Raw genomic sequence first — 20,597 nt, forward strand, 5'->3', positions numbered from 1 at the left:
TCTGTGCCGCCAGGTCTGTTGGGCCGCCGCCCGCAGAACCGAAACTGGGCCTGTGCTCGGCCCGCCGCAGCAGTTGGAAGGGGAGTGGCAAGACGCCGGAGGAGTTCCTGGCCGCCGAGCCGAAGCAGATGAGCAATACCCCGGGCGGCTGCGGCGTCCCCCAGTGCCACCGCCCTTGGATGTCGTCGAGGACGTAGAGGTGCATGCGGCACCGTGAGCTGTTTACGAAGCTGGGGCAGTCACGGGTGGAGGAGTTTTTCGCCCCTCCGCGCGTCCGGCCGCTGCCGGGGTTCGGCCTGTGCTCGGTGGAGGCCTGCCACCGGCGCCGGGCGATCAGCTCGAACCTCTGCTGCTCGCCGCACTGGGTGAGGTGGAAGGAGGCACAAGCCCGGCGCCGACTTCGAGCAGTGGTGCCGGCTCCGAGCTCGCCGGGGCATCGGCCAGCACGTGCCGCACAGCGCGTCGAGCAGTTCGACGACCTCCAGGTCCGCCGCAACACCCAGGACGAGAACCTCGCCGCAGCGCGCGGCCGACCGCGAGTTGATCGCTCAGCTGAACCGCTGAGCGCGTCATCGCCGTAACGTCCCGGCGCGTGTTGCGACGCCCGGCCCCCAGGCCCGCCAGCACTGTAAAGCGCACTTGACACCAATGGCAGGGTGACAAGTAAGCTTTACACGTGCGAAACAGTGTCAGGGAACTGCGGTCGTCACGAGGGCTCTCCCAGGGGCAGCTAGGCACGGCCCTCGGGGTCTCACGGCAAACGATCAACGCCATCGAGACCGAGCGGTACACACCTTCCCTGCCGCTCGCCTTGTCCATGGCCAAGTTCTTCGGGGTCAGCGTTGAGGAGATGTTCCATGCCGATGAGAGCCCAGCAGGCGACCACTAACACGGCCAGGCGGGCCGTCCCCGGCTTCTTCCTCGCCCTCGGAGGCGCCTGCCTCGTGGCCGCGACGTTCGGCGGCCGCCTGGCGATCGGCCTGGTGACGTTCGGAATCCTGGCGCTCTGCAGTCTCGCGTTAGTGCTGCTGGGACGCCGAAGCGAGACCTATCAGGGCCTCACCGAGAAGGAACCCGACGAGCGCTTCGCCCGGATCGCAGGACGAGCCTGGGCCGGCACGGGCGTGGTCCTCACCGTGGGAAATCTCAGCGCCTTCATCGGTGACCTGGCATCCGGAAGAAGCGGCGACCCGTACTTCTGGTTCGTGGCCACCGCCGCCATCACCTACATCGCGTTCGTCGCCTTCTGGTCTCGGCATACCTGAGACGCCGCCACCTCGACCGGCTTGCCACCGTACGTCCGACCAGGCAAAAGACGACGCCACGAGCGTCGTCCCCTCGCCCGCCCCTGATGTCACACCAGCAGGCCGGGCGACTCCGCCCGGATGGAACCCTTCTCAATCTGCATGGGCTCCGCCTTAAATTGACATCTGCGTTATCAGGGCCTCGATCGAAAGGAGGGCTCAGTGCGGTTAAGGCTTTCCGTAGAGCCAGTGACGACAACGGAGGCAGAGCTCCGCTCGCTCCACGCGTGGCTGCTCGCCGATTCCCAGGCACGACGATGCGCTGATGTGCGGTGGGATGCGGCAGCTCAGGCGCCGGTCGGCGGGATGGGGCCATTGCTCGATGTCGTCTCGCTCGTCATCGGGTCTGGGTTCAGTGCCGCTTCACTGGCCGTGTCGATCGTTCAGTGGCGCAGTACGCGCGGAGCGGGGGCCCCGTCGGTGACCGTGGAGCAGCCCGATGGTGGGCGTGTGACGATCAACGACATGCCAGCGGACGAGGCCGAGCGGCTGCTGCGCAGCCTCTTTGACGCACGGCCGGAGGAGCGCGACGGGTCGTGACAGGGTTGCCCAACCCTGATCGGTCCAGAGTGGTGCTGGTGGGCTCCAGCCGCTTCGCCCAGCTGGCCGACCTACCGGCTGTCTCTGCCAACGTGGCGGCGCTGCGGGACAAGTTCACTTCCGAGGACGTGTGGGGTCTGGCCACCGACCACTGCACCATCGTGACCGACCCGCGTGAGCCTCGCCTGGTCTCGCAGGCAGTCAAGCGGGCCGCCCAGCAGGCAACCGACACGCTGATCTTCTACTACGCCGGCCACGGGTTGATCGACCCGGGCACCGGCGAGCTGTACTTGGCCCTGTACGACAGCCACGCGCAAGAGGTCTACGACTCAGCGGTGCCCTACCAGTGGATCAGACGGCCCTTCGAGACGAGCCGGGCAGCGCGACGCATCGTGATTCTGGACTGCTGCTACAGCGGCCGTGTCCTTGGTGCCATGTCCGAAGGGCTTGGCCTGGCCGAGATCGACGGGACATATCTGCTCGCCGCGGCCGCGGAGAACGCGCTCGCCCTCGCCCCGCCCGGCGAACTCTACACAGCCTTCACCGGAGAGCTTGTGAGTCTGCTGCACCAAGGTGTGCCGGGCGCCAGCGAGTCGCTTACCCTCAACGAGATCTACGAAGGAATGCGCTCGTCTCTGCGCGCGGCCGAACGACCGGAGCCGCAGTGCCGGGACCGCAACTCCCTGGGCACAGTGCCATTCATGCCCAATCCCGCTTACCAGCCACGAACAGATGCTGCTCTGGACTCGCCCGAATCGGCCATGAGGCGGTTCGTGGCCGACATGTCTCACGAACTGCGCACTCCGCTCACCGCACTCACCGCCGTGACCGAGGTGTTGGAGGAGGAAACCGGCCGGCTCGATCCAATGATCGGGCCGGCAGTACGGCTGGTCATCACCGAGACCCGACGATTGAATGACTTGGTCGAGACCCTGATGGAGCTGACGAGGTTCGACGCGGGCACCGCACGGCTCGTCACCGAAGCGGTGGATGTCACTGAGCAGGTGGCCGCCTGCCTCGATGCCCGCGAATGGGCGGCAGCTGTCACGCTGGACGCACCGCACCCCCTCCGCGTACGCCTCGACCCAAGGCGTCTGGACGTCATCCTCGCCAACCTAATCGGCAACGCACTCCAGCACGGTGGCTCGCCCGTAACGGTAGGTGTCCTGCCACGGCCAACGGAGTTCCTCATCGAGGTGAGGGACAGTGGAAGCGGCATCCCCAAGGAGGCCCTACCGTACATCTTCGATCGCTTCTTCAAGGCGGACAGTCGCCGCCCCCGGTCCGAGGGCAGCGGACTGGGGCTGTCGATCGCCCAAGAAAATGCGCACTTGATGGGCGGTGCCGTCCAGGCCGCCAATCAAGCCGAATCGGGAGCGATCTTCACGCTACGCCTGCCGCACCGCGCATAGGGCGGAATGGCTCTCAGGCACGTGTCGCTCTGGTCAGATGAGCAGTTGGCGAGGTTGTTGCCGACCACGAGGACAGCCCACATCGGACCGAACGTCGCGAGGGTGGCGACCTGATCGATCGAGGTCATCGACGACTCCCTTCCAGCAGTCGGGGCAGGTGTCGCGTCAGGGACGAGGCCGCCGCCACCCGCGCTCGTCCCGATCAGGCGGCGTAGTTCGGTGTGGTTCTCGACGCGGACGGGCCAACTGACGTGGGACCCGCAGCGGTCGTCGTGATGAGCCCCTGGGCATCCCAGAGGCTCGGTCGCCGTTTGTGCGCATCCTCCGGTGCCACCCCAAGGCTGATGAGTACGCGCACTGCCACTTCCTCGGCGGTCAGATGGAGACAGTCGACGAACACCGCGCCCGATACCCGTCGGCGGAGTGCCTCCAGCACTGCTCCCGCATTCGAGCCGGTGGCGGCGCGCAACACGACCACGCCACCTTGCCGCCGCGGCTCGTCGAGCCAAACGTCCAGCTCTGCGAGTGTTAGGGGAGGTGATTCCACGTTCTGCTTTCCGATCGACATCTGGGTGCTCACGAGGCAATCGGCGAGCGCAACCGGCTCTCCTCGGCGATCCTGCCGCCCTGGTGCCGCAAGTTCCCGAAGATCAGCGAGGTGCTGCCGCTCCTCTACCTCCACGGGCTGTCCAGCGGGGACTTCGTGCCCGCGCTGGAGCAGTTCCCGGGTTCCTCGGCCGGCCTGTCACCGGCCACCTTCACCCGGCTGATCACTGAGTGGCAGGCCGACCACCAGGCGTTCAGCGAACGTGACCTGTCCGCCACGGACTACGGCTACGTCTGGGCCGACGGCATCCACCTGCGCATACGCCTGGAGGAGGCGAAGGCCGCGGTCCTGGTCGTCATGGGCATACGTGTAGACGGCACGAAAGAGCTCATCGCGATGACGGACGGCTACCGCGAGTCCTCGGAGTCCTGGGCGGGCTGCGGGACTGCCAGCGGCGCGGAATGCGCGCTCCCGTCCTCGCCGTCGGCGACGGCGCCCTCGGCTTCTGGAATGCGATCAACGAGGTTTTCCCCGAATCCCGCCATCAGAGGTGCTGGGTTCACAAAACGGCCAACTGCCTCGACCCTCTCCCGAAGTCGGCCCAGCCCGCGGCGAAGAAGGCCATCCAGGACATCTACAACGCCGAGGACAGGGAGCATGCGGCCAAGGCCGTCGCCGCGTTCACCAAGCAGTACGTCGCGAAGTTCCCCAAGGCCGTCAAGAAGATCATCGATGACGAGGACGAGCTGCTGGCGTTCTACGACTTCCCCGCCGAGCACTGGATCCACCTGCGGACCACGAACCCCATTGAGTCGGCCTTCGCGATCGTGCGGCTGCGGACCAAGGTCACCAAGGGGGCCGGATCCCGAGCCGCCGCCCTGGCGATGGTCTTCAAGCTCGTCGAGTCCGCCCAGGCCCGCTGGCGAGCCGTGAACGCACCCCACCTCGTCGCCCTCGTCCGAGCCGGAGCCCGCTTCGAACGAGGCCACCTCGTCGAACGGACCGCCGCCCTCGTGGCATGAGTGACCCCAATGCCACTGAGCCTGCGGTGTGCAAGCGAGCGTTCGTCAGGGCAGCTCGCACGCCCGGTCCGCCGGGATGACGAGATCGGGCTCCGCCGCCCGACGGAGGTGAACGCTCCCTGTGGTGGACGTGGACGGGCAGGGGGATGTCCGAGGCTGGAGTTCCTGCTGAGGAAGGGATATCCAGGTGGAACGCTGGGACCGGGTCGGACGGTGCGCGGGATATGGGGCGGCGCTGGCGGTGTCGCCCTATTTGCTGATCAAGGTGTCGTGGGTCGTCGGCTCGCTGCTGGGACTGGCGTCGATCGGGGAGGGCTTCACCCTGGCCGGCTGGGTCCTCCTCAATACCGTGACCATCGGTATGGCGGGGATCGGGATCGCCCTGGCGCTCGCCCTGGTGCGGCCCTGGGGCATGCGGATACCGGGGCGGCTGGTGGCCTTCTGCGCTTGGACGGGGACAGGGTTCCTCGTGTCGATCCTGCCGTACGCCGTGCTCAGTACGGTGCTGGATGCTGCGCGCGGCGGCGCGGCGAACAGCGGGGGCGATGACTCTGCCATGCCTGGCTGGGAAGGCGCACTGATCCAGTTCAGCTTCATCGGGATGGGGCTGGGGCTGGCCCTCGCGCTCCCCGCCTACCTGCGGCGCCGCTGGCCGGAAGCTTTCACCGCGAGAGTCGGGGACGGTACCCGCACTGCAGTGCCGTGGGCCGCTGCTGTCGCGGCCGTCGTCGGTCTTGCCTGGCTGTACTGGGCAGTTGGCGGCCCCCTCGGAGTCGCACACCCGGCGGAGCGGAACACCAACGGCTACTTGCTGACGGGCGTGGGCGCGCTGTGGGCGCTCGCCGGATCCGCCGCCGTCTGGACGCTTGCCCGACAGCGTCCTGCCCGAGTGCCCCACCACCTCCTGCTGGCGCTCGGCTGGCTCGGGTCGGGCTCGCTCTTCGCGTGGAGCGGTTGGAAACTGCCCCTCACGCTGTTCGTTGCCGTGGCCCACCCCAGCGACGTCACCCTGCCGGAAAGCCTCGCCGTCGCTGCCGTGCTGCACGTCGCCGCCGTCGTAGCAGGTGTCGGCATGTTGAGATCACTTGTCGGCTCACGCCCACGCACCGCCGCCGGCACCAGCCCGACACCCCTGCACACATATGAGCTGGGCAATGCAGAGGGCGACGCCCACCAATGGAGACATTCAGTCGCACTAACCGATCCACAGGAATGACAGTTACTCGACTGTCGGATCGGCCTCGAGCACGTCGGCTGTGTCGCTCTGGGCGTCCTTCGTTATGCGGGCACGCCGGCTTTGTCCATGACGGCGGCCATTTCATCTGGGGGGAGGGCGGGGTTGGTGCCCGCGCTGCAGGCCGGTTCGGGTAGGGCGAGGGCTTCGAGGAGTCGTGGGAGCGGCAGGCGCGGGTCGCCGGCCGCTGCCTGTCGTGTCCAGACGTCGGGGTCGTGGCTGAGTCGCTCGATCAGTTCGGGGCTGGCGGCGGGGTCGCGGACAGCCAGCTGGCGGTAGATCCCGTTGGGATGGTTCGCGTAGCGGGCGGCGAGCCCGTCGCGGGGGAAGCGGGGGTGGCCGGTCGCCATCCAGGCGGAGAACGTCCCGCCGAGCCGTGCGTACACGCTCATCAGGACCTCCTCCGGGGTGTCGGGGTGGTAGATGGCCAGGTGGGTGCGCACGAGGTCGTCTGTGTCCTCGGCCAGATGCCGCAGGAGATCGGGAGGTAGATGGGGGCTGCGGGCCGCGGCGCGGCGCAGCAGGGGATGGGTGGAGGTCGCGGCCCGATGCAGTACGTCCTGGTCGGCGATGCCGGCGGCCACCCAGTCCACGTCACCCGTTGTGTAGGGGGTCACTGTGAAGTCGATCGCGGCGCGTCGGGCTTCGGACAGCTCGGGCCTAAGGGAGACGGCGAGCCGCACCCCGTCGTCGAGGTCGACGGCGAGACGGTCCACGAGGTCGGCCGGCAGGGACGGATTGGCGGCGAGTTCGGCCAGGTGGATGCCTTCGGTGAGGAACCGCTCGGCGTCCGCGCGATCGAGAAGCCCCCGGCGCAGTGCCTCGGGGAGGGCGGCGGGGTCGCGGAGCAGCGCCGCCGTGAGTCCTGCGTCGTCGGGACACGCGCACAGTGCGGCTGATCGCCGTACCTCAGGGTCGGGGTCGTCGAGCAGCGCGGCGTGCTCGTCCGGGGCCAGTTCGTCCCAGACGCGCAGGGCGGCATGTCGTGCGGCCGGATCAGGATGCCGGGCTAGGGAGGCGAGGAAGGAGGGCGCCACGTGGCGCGAGTTCACCAGTGCGCTGCGTACGGATGCTTCGGGGTCTTCGAGGAGACGCGCGCACACAGCGTCCGGCAGTGGACGGACCTTCTTGCGGTGATCGTGGCTCCACTCGGGTCCGTGTGCGACGGCGGCCCGTACCCTGGGCGAGGGGTCGCCTGCGAGCCGGGCTCGCTGCTCGGGCTCCGCCTGGCCGCTCTTTGCGAACTCGACTCGCGCATCCAGGGCCGGGTGGGCAAGGACAGCCGCCACGGCCGGTTCGGGTAGCCCTGTCCGGTGGAGGGCTTGGAAGGGCGGGCCGTGGCCCCCGCCGTCGAAGGCGATCAATCGCAGCAGCAGCGGTGTGGGAAGAGCCGGGTTGGCGGCGACTCCGTCCAGCGCGGAGGAGTAGAAGGCGACCATGTCTCAGCTCCCCGGCCCGTCGCTTTGTGTGCAGCGTCTTCGGTTGCCTACAGGGCATCGGCCCTTCGCGTTAGCACGCCGTCATCCTGCCACGGACGAGGCTGCCTCCGCACATGGTCACCAGGACCCCGTACCACGTCAGGTGCTCTTACTTACACAGGTGGTGTGGGAGGCGTGCCTTTCGAGAATGTGCCTCCCATGTGGTGGGTGTTGGGTTCGGCAAGGGCCCCGTGCCTCCCGCCCTGGGTTGGTGGTGTGGGGGTGGGCGGGGGGTGTTCAGTGTCGGGTGGCGTGTATCTGGGGTAGGGCGCGGGCTGTGTTGGTGAGGGCGGGTTGGTGCGTTTCTCTCGTGGTGTGGGTGTTGGTGCGGGGTGGTCGGTGGTTGGTTGGGGTTTCGTTGGTGAGGAGGAGGGCCAGGAGGAGTCCTGCGGAGCGTTCGCTGAGCTTGTGGGCTGTGTGTAGGAGTTGGTGGCGTTGTCCGGCCGGCAGGGACAGGGCGACGCATGGGGCTTGCCCGGGGATGCCGAGGGGGAAGGCGGCGCAGACTTCCTCGTGTGAGTACTCCAACAGGTCGAATTGGGCGGCGTAGGGGCCGTGTCCGTCGAGTGCTTCGAACAGTGCGTGGGGGTTGGTGATGGTGCGCTCGGTCAGGGGGAGTGGTTGGTAGCGGGTGAGGTGGTCCATGCGGCTGGCGAAGTCGAGTTGGGCCAGCAGGCCTTTGCCGACGGCGCTGGCGTGGGCGGCGTCGCGGAAGTCGACCCACTCGGTGACCGCAGGCGCGTGGGGCCCGGGGGGCTTGCAGAACCTTCACGTCTCCGTCGGTGTAGGTGCTGACATAGACAGCCGCCCCGAGCTGATCCCGCAGAGCGCCAAGAGTCTGCTGCAGCAACTCAGCACTCCGTTCGGGGCGATGGGGCACCTGGCCACCGCCGCATGCGGAAGATCACTGCGGCTGGTCAGATCTCGGGTGGTGATCCCCTCGGCTGCGTCGACGAGATCGAGGATGTCCAGCGCTCGGATTGCGGCCTTCCGCTGACCAGGCGTATCGGTCTGCGCAGGAGTGCTGCGGGCCATGTCGGTCAGCACCGCCGGCCGCAAGGCATCAGCACACCACCACGCATCCCTCCCAGTGCTGTTGTCCGCTGGCGCAGGGGAGGACCTGGGGTGTTCGGGTGCCAGTGCAATGAGCAGACCGTCACCTCTGTGCGCAGCGCCGGACAGACGCGTCAGCTGTGGCCGATCGGCTGCATGGCCCTGGGCCACTGCCCGGGAAGTGCGATATTGGAGCCACCTGACGCCTCATCCCAGCCCCCACGAAGGGCACGGAGTCACTCCAATTGACTCCGAGCCCTTCGTCGTCCCGTAATCGCAGACGATCTCCGTGCGCCCGAGAGCGGCTACAGTGCCCAGCACGGGCCATGGCGGGTCCACATCACGTTTCCCCAGATATGCCGTACGGGGATTCGCATTACTGCCCCTGCCCCTGCCCCTGCCCCGTCGGCGCGGGCCGCTGGACTGGGCCCGGCTCGACCCATCACTCGACATCGAGCATGCATCATGACCGAACGTGCAGGCCGGGCAGCTGCGGGTGCCGCAGATGCTCCCCGCCATCGCTGTACCGATGTTGGCCGAGGCCGTGGTCACACGAAGTCCGGCTTCCAGATGACCCGATCGGGATAGACGTGCGCAGTGGGGGCCAGCTCGTATGAGCCTGCGTTGGCTTCCTCGGCGACTACCCAGCCCACTCCTTGGTAGGCGAAGGGTGTCGCTTCCCGGGGCACGGCGCACTGCCTGGGATCCGTGATGACGGTTTTGCCTGCCGGGGCGTTGAGGAGATGAGTGTTCCGTGCCTTCGGGCAGGAGTGGAACCTGCTGGTCTGTGCGTACTCCAGACGGATCTTGACGGTGGTTGCTGCCCGGCCTCGGTTGGTGATCTTCAAGGCAAAGGAGACGTACTCCTCATCTACGCGTGCGCATACCCTCCACGTGATCACGTTCGGGCCCTGGAAGGGTGCACTGCAACGGCTGTCTTCGCCCAGGACCCCCTTCTCCAAGCCGGGGGTCTCCAGCCCGGCGGTTCTTGCCAGGCCGCTGTGGACGGGAGAGATCGGCGACGTGTGAGGGGCGGCGCTTGCTGACGGGGGCTCAGCCCCCTTGCCGTCGTCGGATGCCGTGACCGCTGCCGCAGTAATGACCGCCGTAATGGAAACAACGACCGCAACGACGCTGCCCAAGGCATTGACCCAGCTCTGCTGGTGGTGTAGTGGCCGCTGCCTGCCGTCGGGGCGTGGGGCGCCGGGAAGGTGGCCGCCGGCGGCTGGTGGCGACCAGACGGAAGCCTCCTCCCCGTACGTGGCAGTGCACGACACCCCGGCAATGGGCTTATCGGGGAGTGCCTCGGAAGACCCGGGAGTTCCCCGAGAATTCCCGGGTGTAGGAAGTGGAGTAACCGATGTCGTGCTGTGCTCTGCCCCCACCTCCTCGCCAGGCCTGGCCTCATGTACAAGGCTTGCAAGGACGGCATTCCGCCATCCCGCCCCGCCTTCGTCTTTCAGGCGGCGCGCAAGGTCTGCGATTTCCCTGCCGAGTCTGCTTAGTTGCTCGGTGCCGCGACACGCCTTCTTCGCAAGGACGTGGGCGATGGCTGCGCTGTCCTCCTCGCTGGGCAGCCGGTTCCTCTTTTTGCCCACGAGCAGCTGATCCCGCCCCTTAAGCCAGTACGCCAGCAGAGGCTCATCAATCCTCCTTCGAGCCTGACCGAGGCGCTCTGCTTCTCTCCGATCCCTCTCCAACTCCGCAATCAAGCCTGTGCGTGTGGGCCGCTTGTCGGTGTCGGTCGCCTGGCCTACCACGGCCGCCCATGCGTCGAGAGCCTGGACTAAAGCACGCGCCAGCTCCGTGAAGAGCACGGTTGGTTCCCCCACAAAAGCCTCCGGATGACGAGAACTCGTTGCGGTGCAACAGAAGGAGCAGCAGGTTACGGCGGTGCAACTTGCAGTGCAAAAACGTGAGGCCACTGGAGCCCTCAACTGGGCCCTCGCCTGGGGCAATCTGTTGCCAGCGGACGGGCCGGCATCGCCGGTATCCGAGTGATCTGAACGAAGCCTGCATCGGACGGCACGACATTTCCGCCGGCCCATCACACCCTGCTGACAATCAAAAAACGACTCAACTGCGAAAGGACGCACCATGTGGAACAGGTGCCAGCGCTGTAAGGGCAATGGAAAGTGCACCACCTGTGATGGCTCCGGCTATCGAGGTGTATGGGAGTGCGACAGCTGCCGAGGAAGCGGCGACTGCAAGGCATGCGAAGGCCGCGGCTGAACGAGCTCCAGCACCCCCTGCCAGCCACGAAAACCCAATTCCTGCCCAGGTGCAGAGGGACTTTCATGGCCTGGCGAACAGGCCGATCAACTCAATCGAATTGATCGCTTCACAGAGACCCCAAAGCATCCAATCTGAAAGGAATACGCACTTGAGGAAGCTCATTACAAGCTCCCTGAGCGTCGCCGCACTGACGGTATCGCTGGGCATTGGGGCGGCCCCGAACGCCCATGCCGGGTCTTCCTACGCCTGTCACTACTCCAGCGTTGAGCCTGTGCTGTCGCGCGGTGATACCGGCACCGTCGTGAAGCAGCTTCAGTGTGAGCTCAACAACTCCATTCTGGGTGGAAACCTGGTCGTCGATGGAACCTTCGGCAGTGGTACCGAAGCCAAGGTGAAGACGTTCCAGAGGTGTGAGGGGCTTTCAGCCGACGGCATCGTCGGCCCCAAGACGTGGGCGCGCCTCAACTACTGGACATCTTCGGGTGGATTCGGCTGCTAGACACCACCCGCAGCAGCCCCTGGGCAGTAACGCCGCCCAGGGGCTGCTCGCGGCCTAAAGTCACGCAGCTTTTCGATCGCGTCCTCCGGCGCTGTGGTGCCCGTCGTCGTGGTGTCCGGGTGGGTCGGTAGCCACAGCGCCGTTCCGGCCGCTGTCTTGGTGAATTGCCCAGCGTCAGGCGACTGTTACTCCGCCTTCGGTGGAGTCGGTGGAGCGGCTGAGTTCCTCCCAGGCGTCGAAGTCGTCCTGGACGCGTTGGCGCCCGGCGGTGACCAGGCGGAGCGCGTCCGAGCCGAGCAGGATATGCACGGGAGGCTTCTCCGCGTCCAGGAGGGTGAGGATGGCGTCGCCCGCGCGATCGGGATCACCGATGCCCTGACCCGCGAGGGCCTGGCGGCGGGTCCGGATCGGGTCGAACAGTGCGTCGTAGTCGGCGATGCTGCGCGGTGCGCGGACCAGTGACCTACCTGCCCAGTCCGTTTTGAACGCGCCGGGAGCTACGGCGGTGACCCGCACGCCGAACTGGGTGACCTCTTGGGCCAGGGTGGCGGTGATGCCTTCCAGGGCGTGTTTGCTGCCTTCGTAGAACGCCAGTCCAGGGAAGGTGGTGTGCCCGCCCATCGAGGTGATGACGAAGATGTGGCCGCCGCGCCGTTCCCGCATGCCGGGTAGGACCGCTTTCACGGTCGCTACCGTGCCGAATACGTTGACCTCGAACTGGCGGCGCAGATCGGCCATCGACGACTCTTCGAAGGTGCCTTCAAGCCCGTAGCCGGCGTTGGCCACGAGCACTTCGATGGGGCCCAGTTCCGCTTCGGCGGCCCGCACCGTGGGGTCGATCCGGTCCGCGTCGGACAGGTCGAGGATGAAGGCCCGGGCGCGGTCGGGGTCCAGTGCCTGGAAGGCGGCCGCGTGCTGCTCGGTGCGCACGGTGCCCGCGACCCGGTGCCCGGCCGCCAGGGCCCGTCGGGCGGTGGCCAGTCCGAGGCCGGTGCTGACGCCGGTGATCAGGAATGTCTTGCTCACTTACGGGTGTCCCTTCGTGGATGAGTGTCAGGCCGCGGGGCGTGCGTGGGCACGGCGGCATCGACCCCGCGGGTAGGGCGAGGTCGTGTCTGGGTGGTGTTGGTGTTGGTGCTGGATCGCCCGGTGTGGGCGGTGGTCAGGACTCGGCGGCGGTGTCTTGGGTAGTCGCGGTGGCGGGTTCGCTGCCCCAGCTGGCCAGTAGTCGCAGGCGCTCTTGAGAGGGCGAGCCGGACGGCGCGCAGTAGACGACGAGCGATTGGCCCGGGTCGGCGGCCGAGGTGAAGATCTCGTACTGCAGTTCCAGGTCGCCGGCGAGAGGGTGGTGGAGGCGTTTGAGGCCGGTGGTGCGTTCCTGGACGCGGTGTTCTGACCACCAGGCCGGGAACTCGGGTGAGCGCATCATCAGCTCACCGATCAGGTTGGCGATGCGCTGGTTTCGCGGCTGGGCGGCGGCGGCCCGCCGCAACCCATGCACGTAGTCGCGGGCGACGCGTTCCCAGTCGCACCACACCAGGCGAGCACGCGGATCCAACAGCGTCCAGCGCGCCATGCTGCGTTCCCGGCGCGGCAGCTCGGCCACATCGGGAAACAGCAACGCCCACAACGCATTCCCGCCGACGACAGTGAGGTCCCGGTCGCTGACAAAAGCAGGAGCCAGATCCATCGACTCCAGCACCTGTCGCAACGCCGGTCGTAGCCGTGACGAGTGCTCGGCCCGGTCCTTGTGCCCGGCTGTGGTGCCCGCGAGCGCGAACAGATGCCGCCGCTCGATGTCATCGAACCGCAGCGCGTCGCAGAGGGCATGCAGTACCTGTTCGGACGGCTGCCGGGCGCGGCCTTGTTCCAGACGGGTGTAGTACTCGGTACTCACCCCGGCCAGCTGCGCGACCTCACCGCGCCGCAGACCGGCGACCCGACGACCGGCGCCGAACTCGACCGGCAGACCGACCTCATCCGGCGTGAGTCCAGCACGGCGGGCCCGCAGGAAGTCACCCAAGTCGTTATTGCCCATGCCCTGAGTCTGCTCTTCACCCAGCCGATCACCAAGGGCATAGCTGGCCCTGCCAGTACTACCCACCAGGTCGTGCGAGGCCGCGAGACTCGGCAAGGTCCGCCCAGAACGGGCATAAGTTGGCCAAGCCCATTGCGTCCTGACCGGGGGCGCCGAGACTGCCGCTGTGGGCGAGTCCGAGGCACTCCCTCGGGATGACTTCGAGGTCGTCAACTCCGCGCTCAGCGACAACTGCCAGCGGGCCGAAGGACTGCGGTGCACGAAGTGCGGCGCTATCACAACCCAGGCCGGACACGAGGGGCGGGGATGACACTGGCCCGCCTCGACCTCACGGCCGACCGTCACCGGCGCTCACCTCGGGTCGGCGACGCGGACGCCTCCGCCGACTCCACGCTGGATGAGATCCAGGACTGCACGTGCGTGGAGTTCTGTGACGAGGACCCGAAGACGGCTTGCGGTCTCTCGGGCCGTCGGCACGTGCACCCGGCCAGCCAGGGCGCAGGCTTCGCGCCGTGCCCCGCCCACCCGATGCCCTGGTGATCTCTGATCGGCAGCCGTCAACCCGTACGCATGGCCCTATGATTCGGGGACTCGCGTACGGGTTCCCATCCCCTGGCGCCCAGGATTCCTGGAACCCGCGCGCCTTCGCGTGCGCAGCGGCTGAAGCCCCTGATGTCATCCTGGATGCCGCTGACCGGGCCCGGCCGCGTCCGCCCGCCCCGGGCCCGTTGACGGCCCACCGGGGCGCGGCGTGCGCGGCCTGCCGTGCCTCGGGTGTCGTATGGGGGTCGTTAGTGCTGCCTCCAGTGGGCCGTGCCCAACTTCTAGATGAGTAAGTCCGAAGTCTTGGTTAGTGGTCGTAGGCGATCAGTGATCGGGTGATCGGTGCGTTGTTGGTGCGGTTGTGCCAGATAGCCGTGGTCAGGGCGAGGATGCGCTGTCCGATGCGGGCCAGGACTCCAGCTGGGGTCCTGGCTCCGTGCCGTTCGAGGTCGAGTTGGCCTTTGAGTGTGTCGTTGACCGACTCGATCAGCTGCCGGATGGGCTTGAGCAGGTGTTCACCGGGTCGGGGCTTGCGATTGCGGTAGCTGGGCCGCAGCACGGACAGGCCATGGTCGGCCATGAAGGTGTCGAGGTGTTGGGACACGTAGCCCTTGTCGCCGATGACCGTCTGTCTGGGATGACTGGTCAACAGGTCGGCGTCGTGGAGGAGCATGTCGGTGAGAACTTCGCGTTCGTCGATCTTGGGGTTGGCCAGTGCCCAGGCGATCGGCAGCCCGCCGGGGGTGCAGATCAGGTGGAGCCGCAGGCCCCAGAAGAACCGTGAGTGCGAGGGGCAGTAGGAATAGGCGGCCCAGCCGGCCAGGTCGGAGCGTTTGGCGGTGGGGCGGGAGCGTGCGCATTCCACCGGGGTGGAGTCCACGATCCACACGTCGTCGTGCCACAGGTCCGTGTCTCGGGCCAGGGTGCGGATGAACCGGCTGATCAGCGTGTTCGCCGCCCGCAGGCGCTTGTTGTAGCCGGACTGGCCGGGCAGGTAGGGGAACTCGGCGGCCAGGTGGCGGCGGGCGAACCGCAGCCACCTGGCTTCGGAGACGAACCCCAAAACGGCTTGCATCACTGCCACCGTCAACAGTTCCGCGTCCGTCAGTCTCGGCGGCCGTCCCATCCGCCGCGTTCCTGCCAGAGCGTCATCGATCTTCACGTACAGTGCTGTCGCGAGGGTTTCGAGATCTGTCGTCACAAACGGATCAACGAGACCCTCGCTTCATGCGCCAAGACTTCGGACTTAATCTAGCCGCCAAACCGGACCCCGGGCCTTCAGACGCCATTTCACTTGGTGAGTCTGCGGTGGCAGATGAGGGTGAGGCGATACTGAGGAAGGCGAGAAAGTGCTCAGCTTTGCGCTCGTAGCGCCTGTGGAGGCGGCGGCAGCCGACGAGCCCATGGTGCGCTCGATGGTCCAGCGGTAGCGGCACAGGCGCTGTGAGGCTCGCCCCCTTGCGGGCGATGCGGTGGGTGATGCCCCGCGCCGACCGCAGCTACGCTCGCTTCCTTGCCCACGCCGCCCAGGCCGCCCCGGACGACGCCACTAGCGACCACGATGGCGCGGCGAGGCACCGATGAGCGGCACCCACGCCATGCTCCACGACCCTCACGGCTTGATCGAGGCCGAGCTCCCCCTCGACCGCGCCTCGTACGAAACGCTCGTCGCCGCCGTTCTCAGTTGGACGGACCCGCACCTCGGACCCCGAGGCTACGACCCCCCCTCCGGCCGGTAACGGGCCCGCATTCGATTCCCCCGACGTAGTTCACGAGGCTGGTCAGTCGACCTTCGCTGTCCTTCCGACCATCTCTCCAGCGAAGGGCTCCTCTTGGTGGTACACGCGCGCGTTTTCGTCCGTGTACGTCTCTTCTTCGATGCGCATGGTCATTCCGTTGCTGGTGGTTCGAATGAGGGATCGGCTCTGAAATCCCAGCGAGAAATGGAGCCGCCATCGGCTGCCACCCCCTCAGCAGAAGCGGACGGGCATCAGCCTGAGAAGTGAAAATGCCCTGAGCGCGACGCTCACCGGGCGGCCAGGTACTCAGGTGAGGGGTGGGCCAGTTCGGGGTGTTCCACCACGTACCGATCGCCGTGAATCGCCAGCATCGCCCAGTGCCACGCCTCATCGTGAAACAACAGCCCACGGTAGGGGGCGTCGTCCGGCTCGTACGGGTACCGCTGCAGGGCAGCTTCCCGCGCCTGCGTTGGGGTGAGCCCACCATGGTGGGCCATCACCCACTCGTAGCCGCGCCGCTCGGAGTGCAGACACTCGAGGTAGTCCAGCTCACTCCACCTCACTCCATCTCACTCCACTTCACGAGCCTCAACCCCACATACCCGCCCCGGACCTGCTCTCTTCTCGCTCTGTGTCATTATGCGGGCGCGTCCCAGGCAAGTGGGCCGCGGTCTACTGGTTGCCAGGGGGTTGGGGATGGGTGCGGGTACGGAACCGGACGGCTCGTCCAGATCGGACGAGGAGTGGGAGCGGTTTTTGCGCGAGTCGGTGGCCGGTGTCACCGACGCGCCCAAGGAACCGTCGGCTCGGGCCCGCGACGTGGCCAAGCGGCTGCGCTCGGAGCCCGACCGTAGCCTGGAGGGCTGGCGCAACTACACGCCCGCGCGGCCCAAGCGGCGCACGGGCTGGTACGTGGTCGGGTTGCTGGCCTCGCTGGTGCTGCTGGCGGTGGCGCTCGCGCCGGGGCGGATAGTGGGTCTGTTCGGCGGCGCCGACTCCTCACCGCTGGCGGCTGAGACCGCCCGCCCGACCCAGGCGCCTCCGGCGCAGGTGGCCCAACGTCCCACCATGGACGAGCCGTTCCGCGGCTCGCCGGCGGCGAGGTGGGCGAGCGGAGCGGCCGGGATCACCGTGCCGAAGGCCCAGGCGGTCGGCTGGATGAGCGCCGCCGAGGTCGAACGGGCCCTCGCCCGCAGCCGCGGCTTCCTCGTCGCGTCCAGCCTGGACCGCGCAGTGCTGCGGGGCCAGCGCCCGGAGAAGGCGATGGCACTGATCAACCCGCACCAGCGGGACGTCCAAGACCTTCTGAAAACCGCTTTCCGAACCCCGAGCGAGAAAAACAACCCCCTCCTCCTCTTCAGCCGCTTCCAGCCCTCCCGCACCCACCTGGTCGGCGACGTCGTCAAGACCCGGGGCCGCCTCACCTACCGGGAGGGCAAGCGCGGCGCGCTCCAGGTGACCGCCGATGTCACCTTCGTCTACCCGGTCACCCGTGCAGGCGAGGACGGCGACGAGATCGTGCGCACGATCGTCCGGCGCGAGCTGGTGCTGAGCTGGGACGACCCGGAGAAGGTGATCACCGAGCCGGGCACGTTCTCGATCGTCTCGTACAAGTACGACATGACCAACGGCGGCTGCGGCGCCCCGACGGGCTACTTCACCCCTCCCTTCGGCACGGATCGCCAGACGGACCAGGCCGGCACGGAGATCGACCCGTACGACCGCAGCGCGCCGGTCGGGCGGGGCGAGTCCTCTGCGGACGAGTGCCAGAAGGCGACGCGGTCCTAGCGGCGTTACTCGATGACGGCCCCCACCCCCGAGGGCGATCAACATCCAGCCGCCGATCCGCTCCCGGCGCCGGCGCCGGGCCGGTCGACCGAGCACCGCGCGCGGCCATACGGCGACCTGCACGCACTTGTCCCATCGATCTTGTGACCAGCCCGCGCCCGGGTCGTCGCTGCGGGCATGGGGCGGGCAGATTTCAGTGCTGCCGAGTGGGCACGGCTTCGGCCGTTCCTGCCGGTCAGCAACAGGCGTTGTGGCCGGTGGCGGGATCATGCGCAGGTGATCGACGAGATCTGCACCGGGTGCGGATCGGCGTGCAGTGGCGTTGTCTGCCTGAACGGCAAGAGGAAGTCACCGCGGCTGGCCACCGGATCCCGGCCGCTGCGCCTACGCGGCCACCCCTGGTACGACGCCGCTTCCTGAGGCAGGCCCCGTGCCGCTACCAAAGGGGCCGGCCACGCGCCGACCGCGGGGGTGCGGCGGTATCGGCTGCGGCTGGGCACCAGGCCATCGGCAGATACCCGGAGAGCAAGTCTGGTCGGCAAGCGCCCAAGTTGACCCACGCGGATCCCGGACGCCGACGCAGCGTTCCCGGCCTCCTACTGCATCGGCAAAAACCATTGCAGCACGATCGAGCGGGCGGGCCATCTGCCGCGTCAGGAGCAGCCGCCGCCGTCACCACCTTGATCCGCACCGTCCCTCCCGCCTGGCCGCCGGACGATGCACGGCGGTGGCACCACCGCGGATTGAGGTAGGGGGCGCCTGGTTCGCGCTCTTCGGTTCGCCGTGCGCCCTCTCCGCGGCCGGGCCGCGGGACGGGTTCCGGAAGCACAGTTCAAAACGTTTCGTTGCCGCGGAATTTACTCGCTGCCTCTGATTCACTTTTTGCGAAGTCATTTACATGACAGTTCGATGCATCGGCCATCTTGCACTTAAGACGAAAATAGTACTTGCCTTGCGGGGGTTGCAGGGTGCCGAGGGCGCACCACTAGCTTCGTCTGTCAACGCACCGCCTGCTCGTTCCGGGCCTCCGATGGGCTCGGGCTCCGGCCGTGGACCGGTATGCCGGTTCGCGGTCGTACCAGGGGCGGCGGCCGCGACCAACGACGAAGGAGACGTCATGAAGAAGGCTTACGAGGCACCGACCCTCGTCCGGCTGGGGACGTTCCGGAAGAAGACCGGGCTCCTGAACAGCTCCGGCAACGACCGTCTGATCCTGAGCAAGAACTGACGGCGGACGGCTGACGGATCGCTGCCCAGCACCATGGCTGATTCGCATGAGAGCAAGGGACCGGGTCCCGGCGACGCGCATTTCGCGGTCTTTCCCGACCGTGCGGATGCGGCCGCCGTGGCCCGCTCCTGCTCCTTCTCACGCCCAGGAACACGCATCCTGACGCACGCCTCGGGGCGGCCCTGGCTGGTCGGGCACTGGAACGACGACGAGATCGTCACCGCACGCGCCGGCCGGGCGGCGCTCGCCGTCGTCGGATGCTGCCCGGTCGACACCTCCGAACTGCAGCGCCACGCCGCCAAGTTGAGCGATCTGGCCAGGCTCGACGAGTTGGCGCGCACACTGCCCGGGAGCTTCCACCTCGTCGCCGCGCTCGACGGGCAGCTCAGGGTGCAGGGCACCGCCTCGGGTCTCCGGCTGGTGTTCCATGCCGCCGTCGACGGTGTCCAGACCGCCGCCACCAGCGCGGACGTCCTCGCGGACGCGCTCGGCGCCGGTCCGGACGTGGCGCAGCTGGCCGTTCGGCTGCTGTGGCCGGTTCCCCATCCGTTGTTCGAGGCCCCGATGTTTCCGGGGGTCACGGCCGTGCCCCCAGAGGACGCACTGATCATCGCGGCGGACGGGCGGACCGTACGGCGGTCCCGCTGGTGGACACCGCCCGAACCCACACGGGCGCTCGCCGACGGCGCACCCGTCGTACGGGAGGCACTGGCCGCCGCCGTCGATGCCCGCACCAGGCAGGGCGGCGTGGTCAGTTGTGACCTCTCCGGCGGGCTGGACTCCACCTCGATCTGTTTCCTGGCGGCGCGGTCGTCGGCCCGGGTGGTGGCCAGCACCTGGCCCGGACGCGATCCCGCCGACACCGACCTGCACTGGGCGCAGCAGGCCGCCCGCTTCCTCCCGGACCTCGACCACGTCATCTGGGACGCCGAAGCCTCACCGCTGGTCTACACCGACCTGCTCGACATCGACGACCTGCTGGACGAACCGACCATCGGCGTGATGGACCGCGCCCGGATGCTGCACCATCTGCCGGGGCTGGCGGAACGGGGCAGCCGGCTGCATCTGACCGGTATCGGCGGCGACCATGTGGCGTGGTGTTCCGAGGCCTACTACCACCGGCTGCTGCGGACGCGTCCGCTCTTCGCCCTGCGCCAGCTCCGCGGGTTCCGGGCCCTGTGGCAGTGGCCGCTCGGCGGCACCGTGCGAGCACTGGCCGATTCCCGGCCGTACGGCAAGTGGCTGGCCGACGCCGGCCGCCGGCTGCGCGGTCCGCTACCGCCGTCCGTCGCCGGCAGTCTCGGCTGGGGCATGGCCCCACGGCTGTTCGACTGGGTGAGCCCGGAAGCGGAACGGATGGCAGGGGAGGCGTTGCGCGCGGCGGCCGGGCAGGCCACACCCCTGCACCGGGACCGTGGGCTGCACACTGACCTGGAACAGATCCGTTCCTGCACCCGCATCATCCGGCAGTGGGACCGGATGGCTGCCCGGGCCGGGGTTCCCATGGCGTCGCCCTTCTTCGACGACCGGGTGATCGAAGCCTGTCTCGCGGTCCACCCCGGTGAGCGCGTGACGCCCTGGCGCTACAAACCCCTGCTGGCCGCCGCCATGCAGGGCGTCGTACCCGAAGCGTGCCTGCGGCGCGGCAACAAGGCCGAGGCCTCGATGGACGCCTCGAACGGACTACGGGAGCACCGCGGCGACCTGATGGCGCTCTGGGAGGACTCCCGGCTGGAACAGCTCGGCCTGGTGGACGGCGACGCCCTGCGCCGACTGGCCCGGCGCCCCTCCGCGCCCGGACTGCGCGACGCGATCCTGTACTCGACCATCGCCTGCGAAGTGTGGCTGCGCGGTCTCGCCCGCGCCGGCGAGCCCCGCACCACCAACAACGCGGTCTCCCCGGCCTCTTGATACAGGTCCTCACCGGACCTCGGCAG

The 20,597-nt window shown here is 68.0% G+C and carries 17 protein-coding genes and 3 pseudogenes; 11 read left to right on the forward strand and 9 right to left on the reverse strand.

Translation table 11 applies throughout. From position 1 onward, the window contains the following. Positions 1–676: 676 nt before the first annotated feature. From V2J85_RS29210 to V2J85_RS29225, 4 genes are all read left to right on the forward strand, one after another. Positions 677–889, forward strand: coding sequence for a helix-turn-helix transcriptional regulator (locus V2J85_RS29210; RefSeq protein WP_330823199.1), 213 nt, complete (start codon positions 677–679; stop codon positions 887–889). Further along, entirely contained in the window at positions 864–1,265 is a 402-nt protein-coding gene (locus V2J85_RS29215) for a hypothetical protein (RefSeq protein WP_330823200.1), read from the forward strand. The genes V2J85_RS29210 and V2J85_RS29215 overlap by 26 nt, the downstream gene beginning before the upstream one ends. Before the next feature lie 228 nt (positions 1,266–1,493). Next, the gene (locus V2J85_RS29220; protein ID WP_261953936.1) at positions 1,494–1,844 is read left to right on the forward strand and encodes an effector-associated constant component EACC1; all 351 of its coding nucleotides are present in this window, start codon (positions 1,494–1,496) and stop codon (positions 1,842–1,844) included. Beyond that, on the forward strand, positions 1,841–3,256 hold the full coding sequence (locus V2J85_RS29225) for a caspase, EACC1-associated type (protein ID WP_315975422.1): 1,416 nt from the start codon (positions 1,841–1,843) through the stop codon (positions 3,254–3,256). The genes V2J85_RS29220 and V2J85_RS29225 overlap by 4 nt, the downstream gene beginning before the upstream one ends. A gap of 202 nt (positions 3,257–3,458) precedes the next feature. Here the strand turns inward: V2J85_RS29225 and V2J85_RS29230 are convergent, their stop codons facing one another. Then, positions 3,459–3,836 (reverse strand): hypothetical protein, encoded by a 378-nt coding sequence (locus tag V2J85_RS29230; protein WP_330823202.1) that lies wholly within the window; start codon positions 3,834–3,836, stop codon positions 3,459–3,461. A gap of 9 nt (positions 3,837–3,845) precedes the next feature. Between V2J85_RS29230 and V2J85_RS29235 the strand changes: the two are divergent. Then, a pseudogene (locus tag V2J85_RS29235) lies at positions 3,846–4,825 on the forward strand (IS256 family transposase); the annotation flags it as partial. A gap of 187 nt (positions 4,826–5,012) precedes the next feature. Beyond that, complete coding sequence (locus tag V2J85_RS29240) at positions 5,013–6,041, forward strand: hypothetical protein (protein ID WP_330823203.1); 1,029 nt, start codon at positions 5,013–5,015, stop codon at positions 6,039–6,041. Between the two features lie 62 nt (positions 6,042–6,103). Here the strand turns inward: V2J85_RS29240 and V2J85_RS29245 are convergent, their stop codons facing one another. The 3 genes and pseudogenes from V2J85_RS29245 to V2J85_RS29255 all read right to left on the reverse strand — a co-directional run bounded on the left by V2J85_RS29245 (position 6,104) and on the right by V2J85_RS29255 (position 10,407). Next, positions 6,104–7,498 (reverse strand): Mucin-2, encoded by a 1,395-nt coding sequence (locus V2J85_RS29245; RefSeq protein ID WP_330823204.1) that lies wholly within the window; start codon positions 7,496–7,498, stop codon positions 6,104–6,106. Positions 7,499–7,774: 276 nt separating this feature from the next. Then, positions 7,775–8,230, reverse strand: a pseudogene (locus V2J85_RS29250) (IclR family transcriptional regulator domain-containing protein); the annotation flags it as partial. Positions 8,231–9,138: 908 nt separating this feature from the next. Next, positions 9,139–10,407: a hypothetical protein gene (locus V2J85_RS29255; protein WP_330823205.1), complete on the reverse strand. Its 1,269-nt coding sequence runs from the start codon at positions 10,405–10,407 to the stop codon at positions 9,139–9,141. 566 nt (positions 10,408–10,973) lie between these two features. Between V2J85_RS29255 and V2J85_RS29260 the strand changes: the two genes are divergently transcribed. Further along, on the forward strand, positions 10,974–11,324 hold the full coding sequence (locus V2J85_RS29260; RefSeq protein WP_261953941.1) for a peptidoglycan-binding domain-containing protein: 351 nt from the start codon (positions 10,974–10,976) through the stop codon (positions 11,322–11,324). 174 nt (positions 11,325–11,498) lie between these two features. Here the strand turns inward: V2J85_RS29260 and V2J85_RS29265 are convergent, their stop codons facing one another. Next, positions 11,499–12,350 carry an oxidoreductase gene (locus V2J85_RS29265; protein ID WP_261953942.1) on the reverse strand — a complete coding sequence of 284 codons (852 nt, stop codon included), beginning with the start codon at positions 12,348–12,350 and terminating at the stop codon, positions 11,499–11,501. A 136-nt stretch (positions 12,351–12,486) separates the two neighbouring features. Further along, complete coding sequence (locus V2J85_RS29270; RefSeq protein WP_261953943.1) at positions 12,487–13,362, reverse strand: helix-turn-helix transcriptional regulator; 876 nt, start codon at positions 13,360–13,362, stop codon at positions 12,487–12,489. 306 nt (positions 13,363–13,668) lie between these two features. Here V2J85_RS29270 and V2J85_RS29275 point away from each other — a divergent pair, with 306 nt between their 5' ends. Beyond that, positions 13,669–13,902, forward strand: a complete 234-nt coding sequence (locus V2J85_RS29275) for a hypothetical protein (protein WP_330823208.1) — start codon at positions 13,669–13,671, stop codon at positions 13,900–13,902. A gap of 310 nt (positions 13,903–14,212) precedes the next feature. Here the strand turns inward: V2J85_RS29275 and V2J85_RS29280 are convergent, their stop codons facing one another. The 3 genes and pseudogenes from V2J85_RS29280 to V2J85_RS29290 all read right to left on the reverse strand — a co-directional run bounded on the left by V2J85_RS29280 (position 14,213) and on the right by V2J85_RS29290 (position 16,207). After that, positions 14,213–15,106, reverse strand: coding sequence for an IS982 family transposase (locus V2J85_RS29280; protein ID WP_261953944.1), 894 nt, complete (start codon positions 15,104–15,106; stop codon positions 14,213–14,215). A gap of 89 nt (positions 15,107–15,195) precedes the next feature. Further along, positions 15,196–15,398: pseudogene (locus V2J85_RS29285) on the reverse strand (IS5/IS1182 family transposase); the annotation flags it as partial. A 533-nt stretch (positions 15,399–15,931) separates the two neighbouring features. Continuing rightward, entirely contained in the window at positions 15,932–16,207 is a 276-nt protein-coding gene (locus tag V2J85_RS29290) for a hypothetical protein (RefSeq protein ID WP_330823209.1), read from the reverse strand. Between the two features lie 133 nt (positions 16,208–16,340). Here V2J85_RS29290 and V2J85_RS29295 point away from each other — a divergent pair, with 133 nt between their 5' ends. The 3 genes from V2J85_RS29295 (at position 16,341) to V2J85_RS29305 (ending at position 20,571) form a co-directional block, all read left to right on the forward strand. After that, the gene (locus V2J85_RS29295; protein WP_330823210.1) at positions 16,341–17,432 is read left to right on the forward strand and encodes a hypothetical protein; all 1,092 of its coding nucleotides are present in this window, start codon (positions 16,341–16,343) and stop codon (positions 17,430–17,432) included. Between the two features lie 1,117 nt (positions 17,433–18,549). Beyond that, positions 18,550–18,660, forward strand: a complete 111-nt coding sequence (locus V2J85_RS29300) for a keywimysin-related RiPP (RefSeq protein ID WP_106974916.1) — start codon at positions 18,550–18,552, stop codon at positions 18,658–18,660. Between the two features lie 33 nt (positions 18,661–18,693). Then, the gene (locus tag V2J85_RS29305; RefSeq protein ID WP_330823218.1) at positions 18,694–20,571 is read left to right on the forward strand and encodes a lasso peptide isopeptide bond-forming cyclase; all 1,878 of its coding nucleotides are present in this window, start codon (positions 18,694–18,696) and stop codon (positions 20,569–20,571) included. Positions 20,572–20,597 lie beyond the last annotated feature (26 nt).

Origin of the sequence: Streptomyces bugieae, from assembly GCF_036352915.1 — a bacterium.
Classification (GTDB): Bacteria; Actinomycetota; Actinomycetes; order Streptomycetales; family Streptomycetaceae; genus Streptomyces; species Streptomyces endophytica.

Coding starts and splice junctions, on each gene's coding strand:
- V2J85_RS29305 (WP_330823218.1), top strand. CDS start 18,694: ATGGCTGATTCGCATGAGAGCAAGGGACCGGGTCCCGGCGACGCGCAT.
- V2J85_RS29270 (WP_261953943.1), bottom strand. CDS start 13,362: ATGGGCAATAACGACTTGGGTGACTTCCTGCGGGCCCGCCGTGCTGGA.
- V2J85_RS29215 (WP_330823200.1), top strand. CDS start 864: ATGAGAGCCCAGCAGGCGACCACTAACACGGCCAGGCGGGCCGTCCCC.
- V2J85_RS29295 (WP_330823210.1), top strand. CDS start 16,341: ATGGGTGCGGGTACGGAACCGGACGGCTCGTCCAGATCGGACGAGGAG.
- V2J85_RS29300 (WP_106974916.1), top strand. CDS start 18,550: ATGAAGAAGGCTTACGAGGCACCGACCCTCGTCCGGCTGGGGACGTTC.
- V2J85_RS29275 (WP_330823208.1), top strand. CDS start 13,669: ATGACACTGGCCCGCCTCGACCTCACGGCCGACCGTCACCGGCGCTCA.
- V2J85_RS29245 (WP_330823204.1), bottom strand. CDS start 7,498: ATGGTCGCCTTCTACTCCTCCGCGCTGGACGGAGTCGCCGCCAACCCG.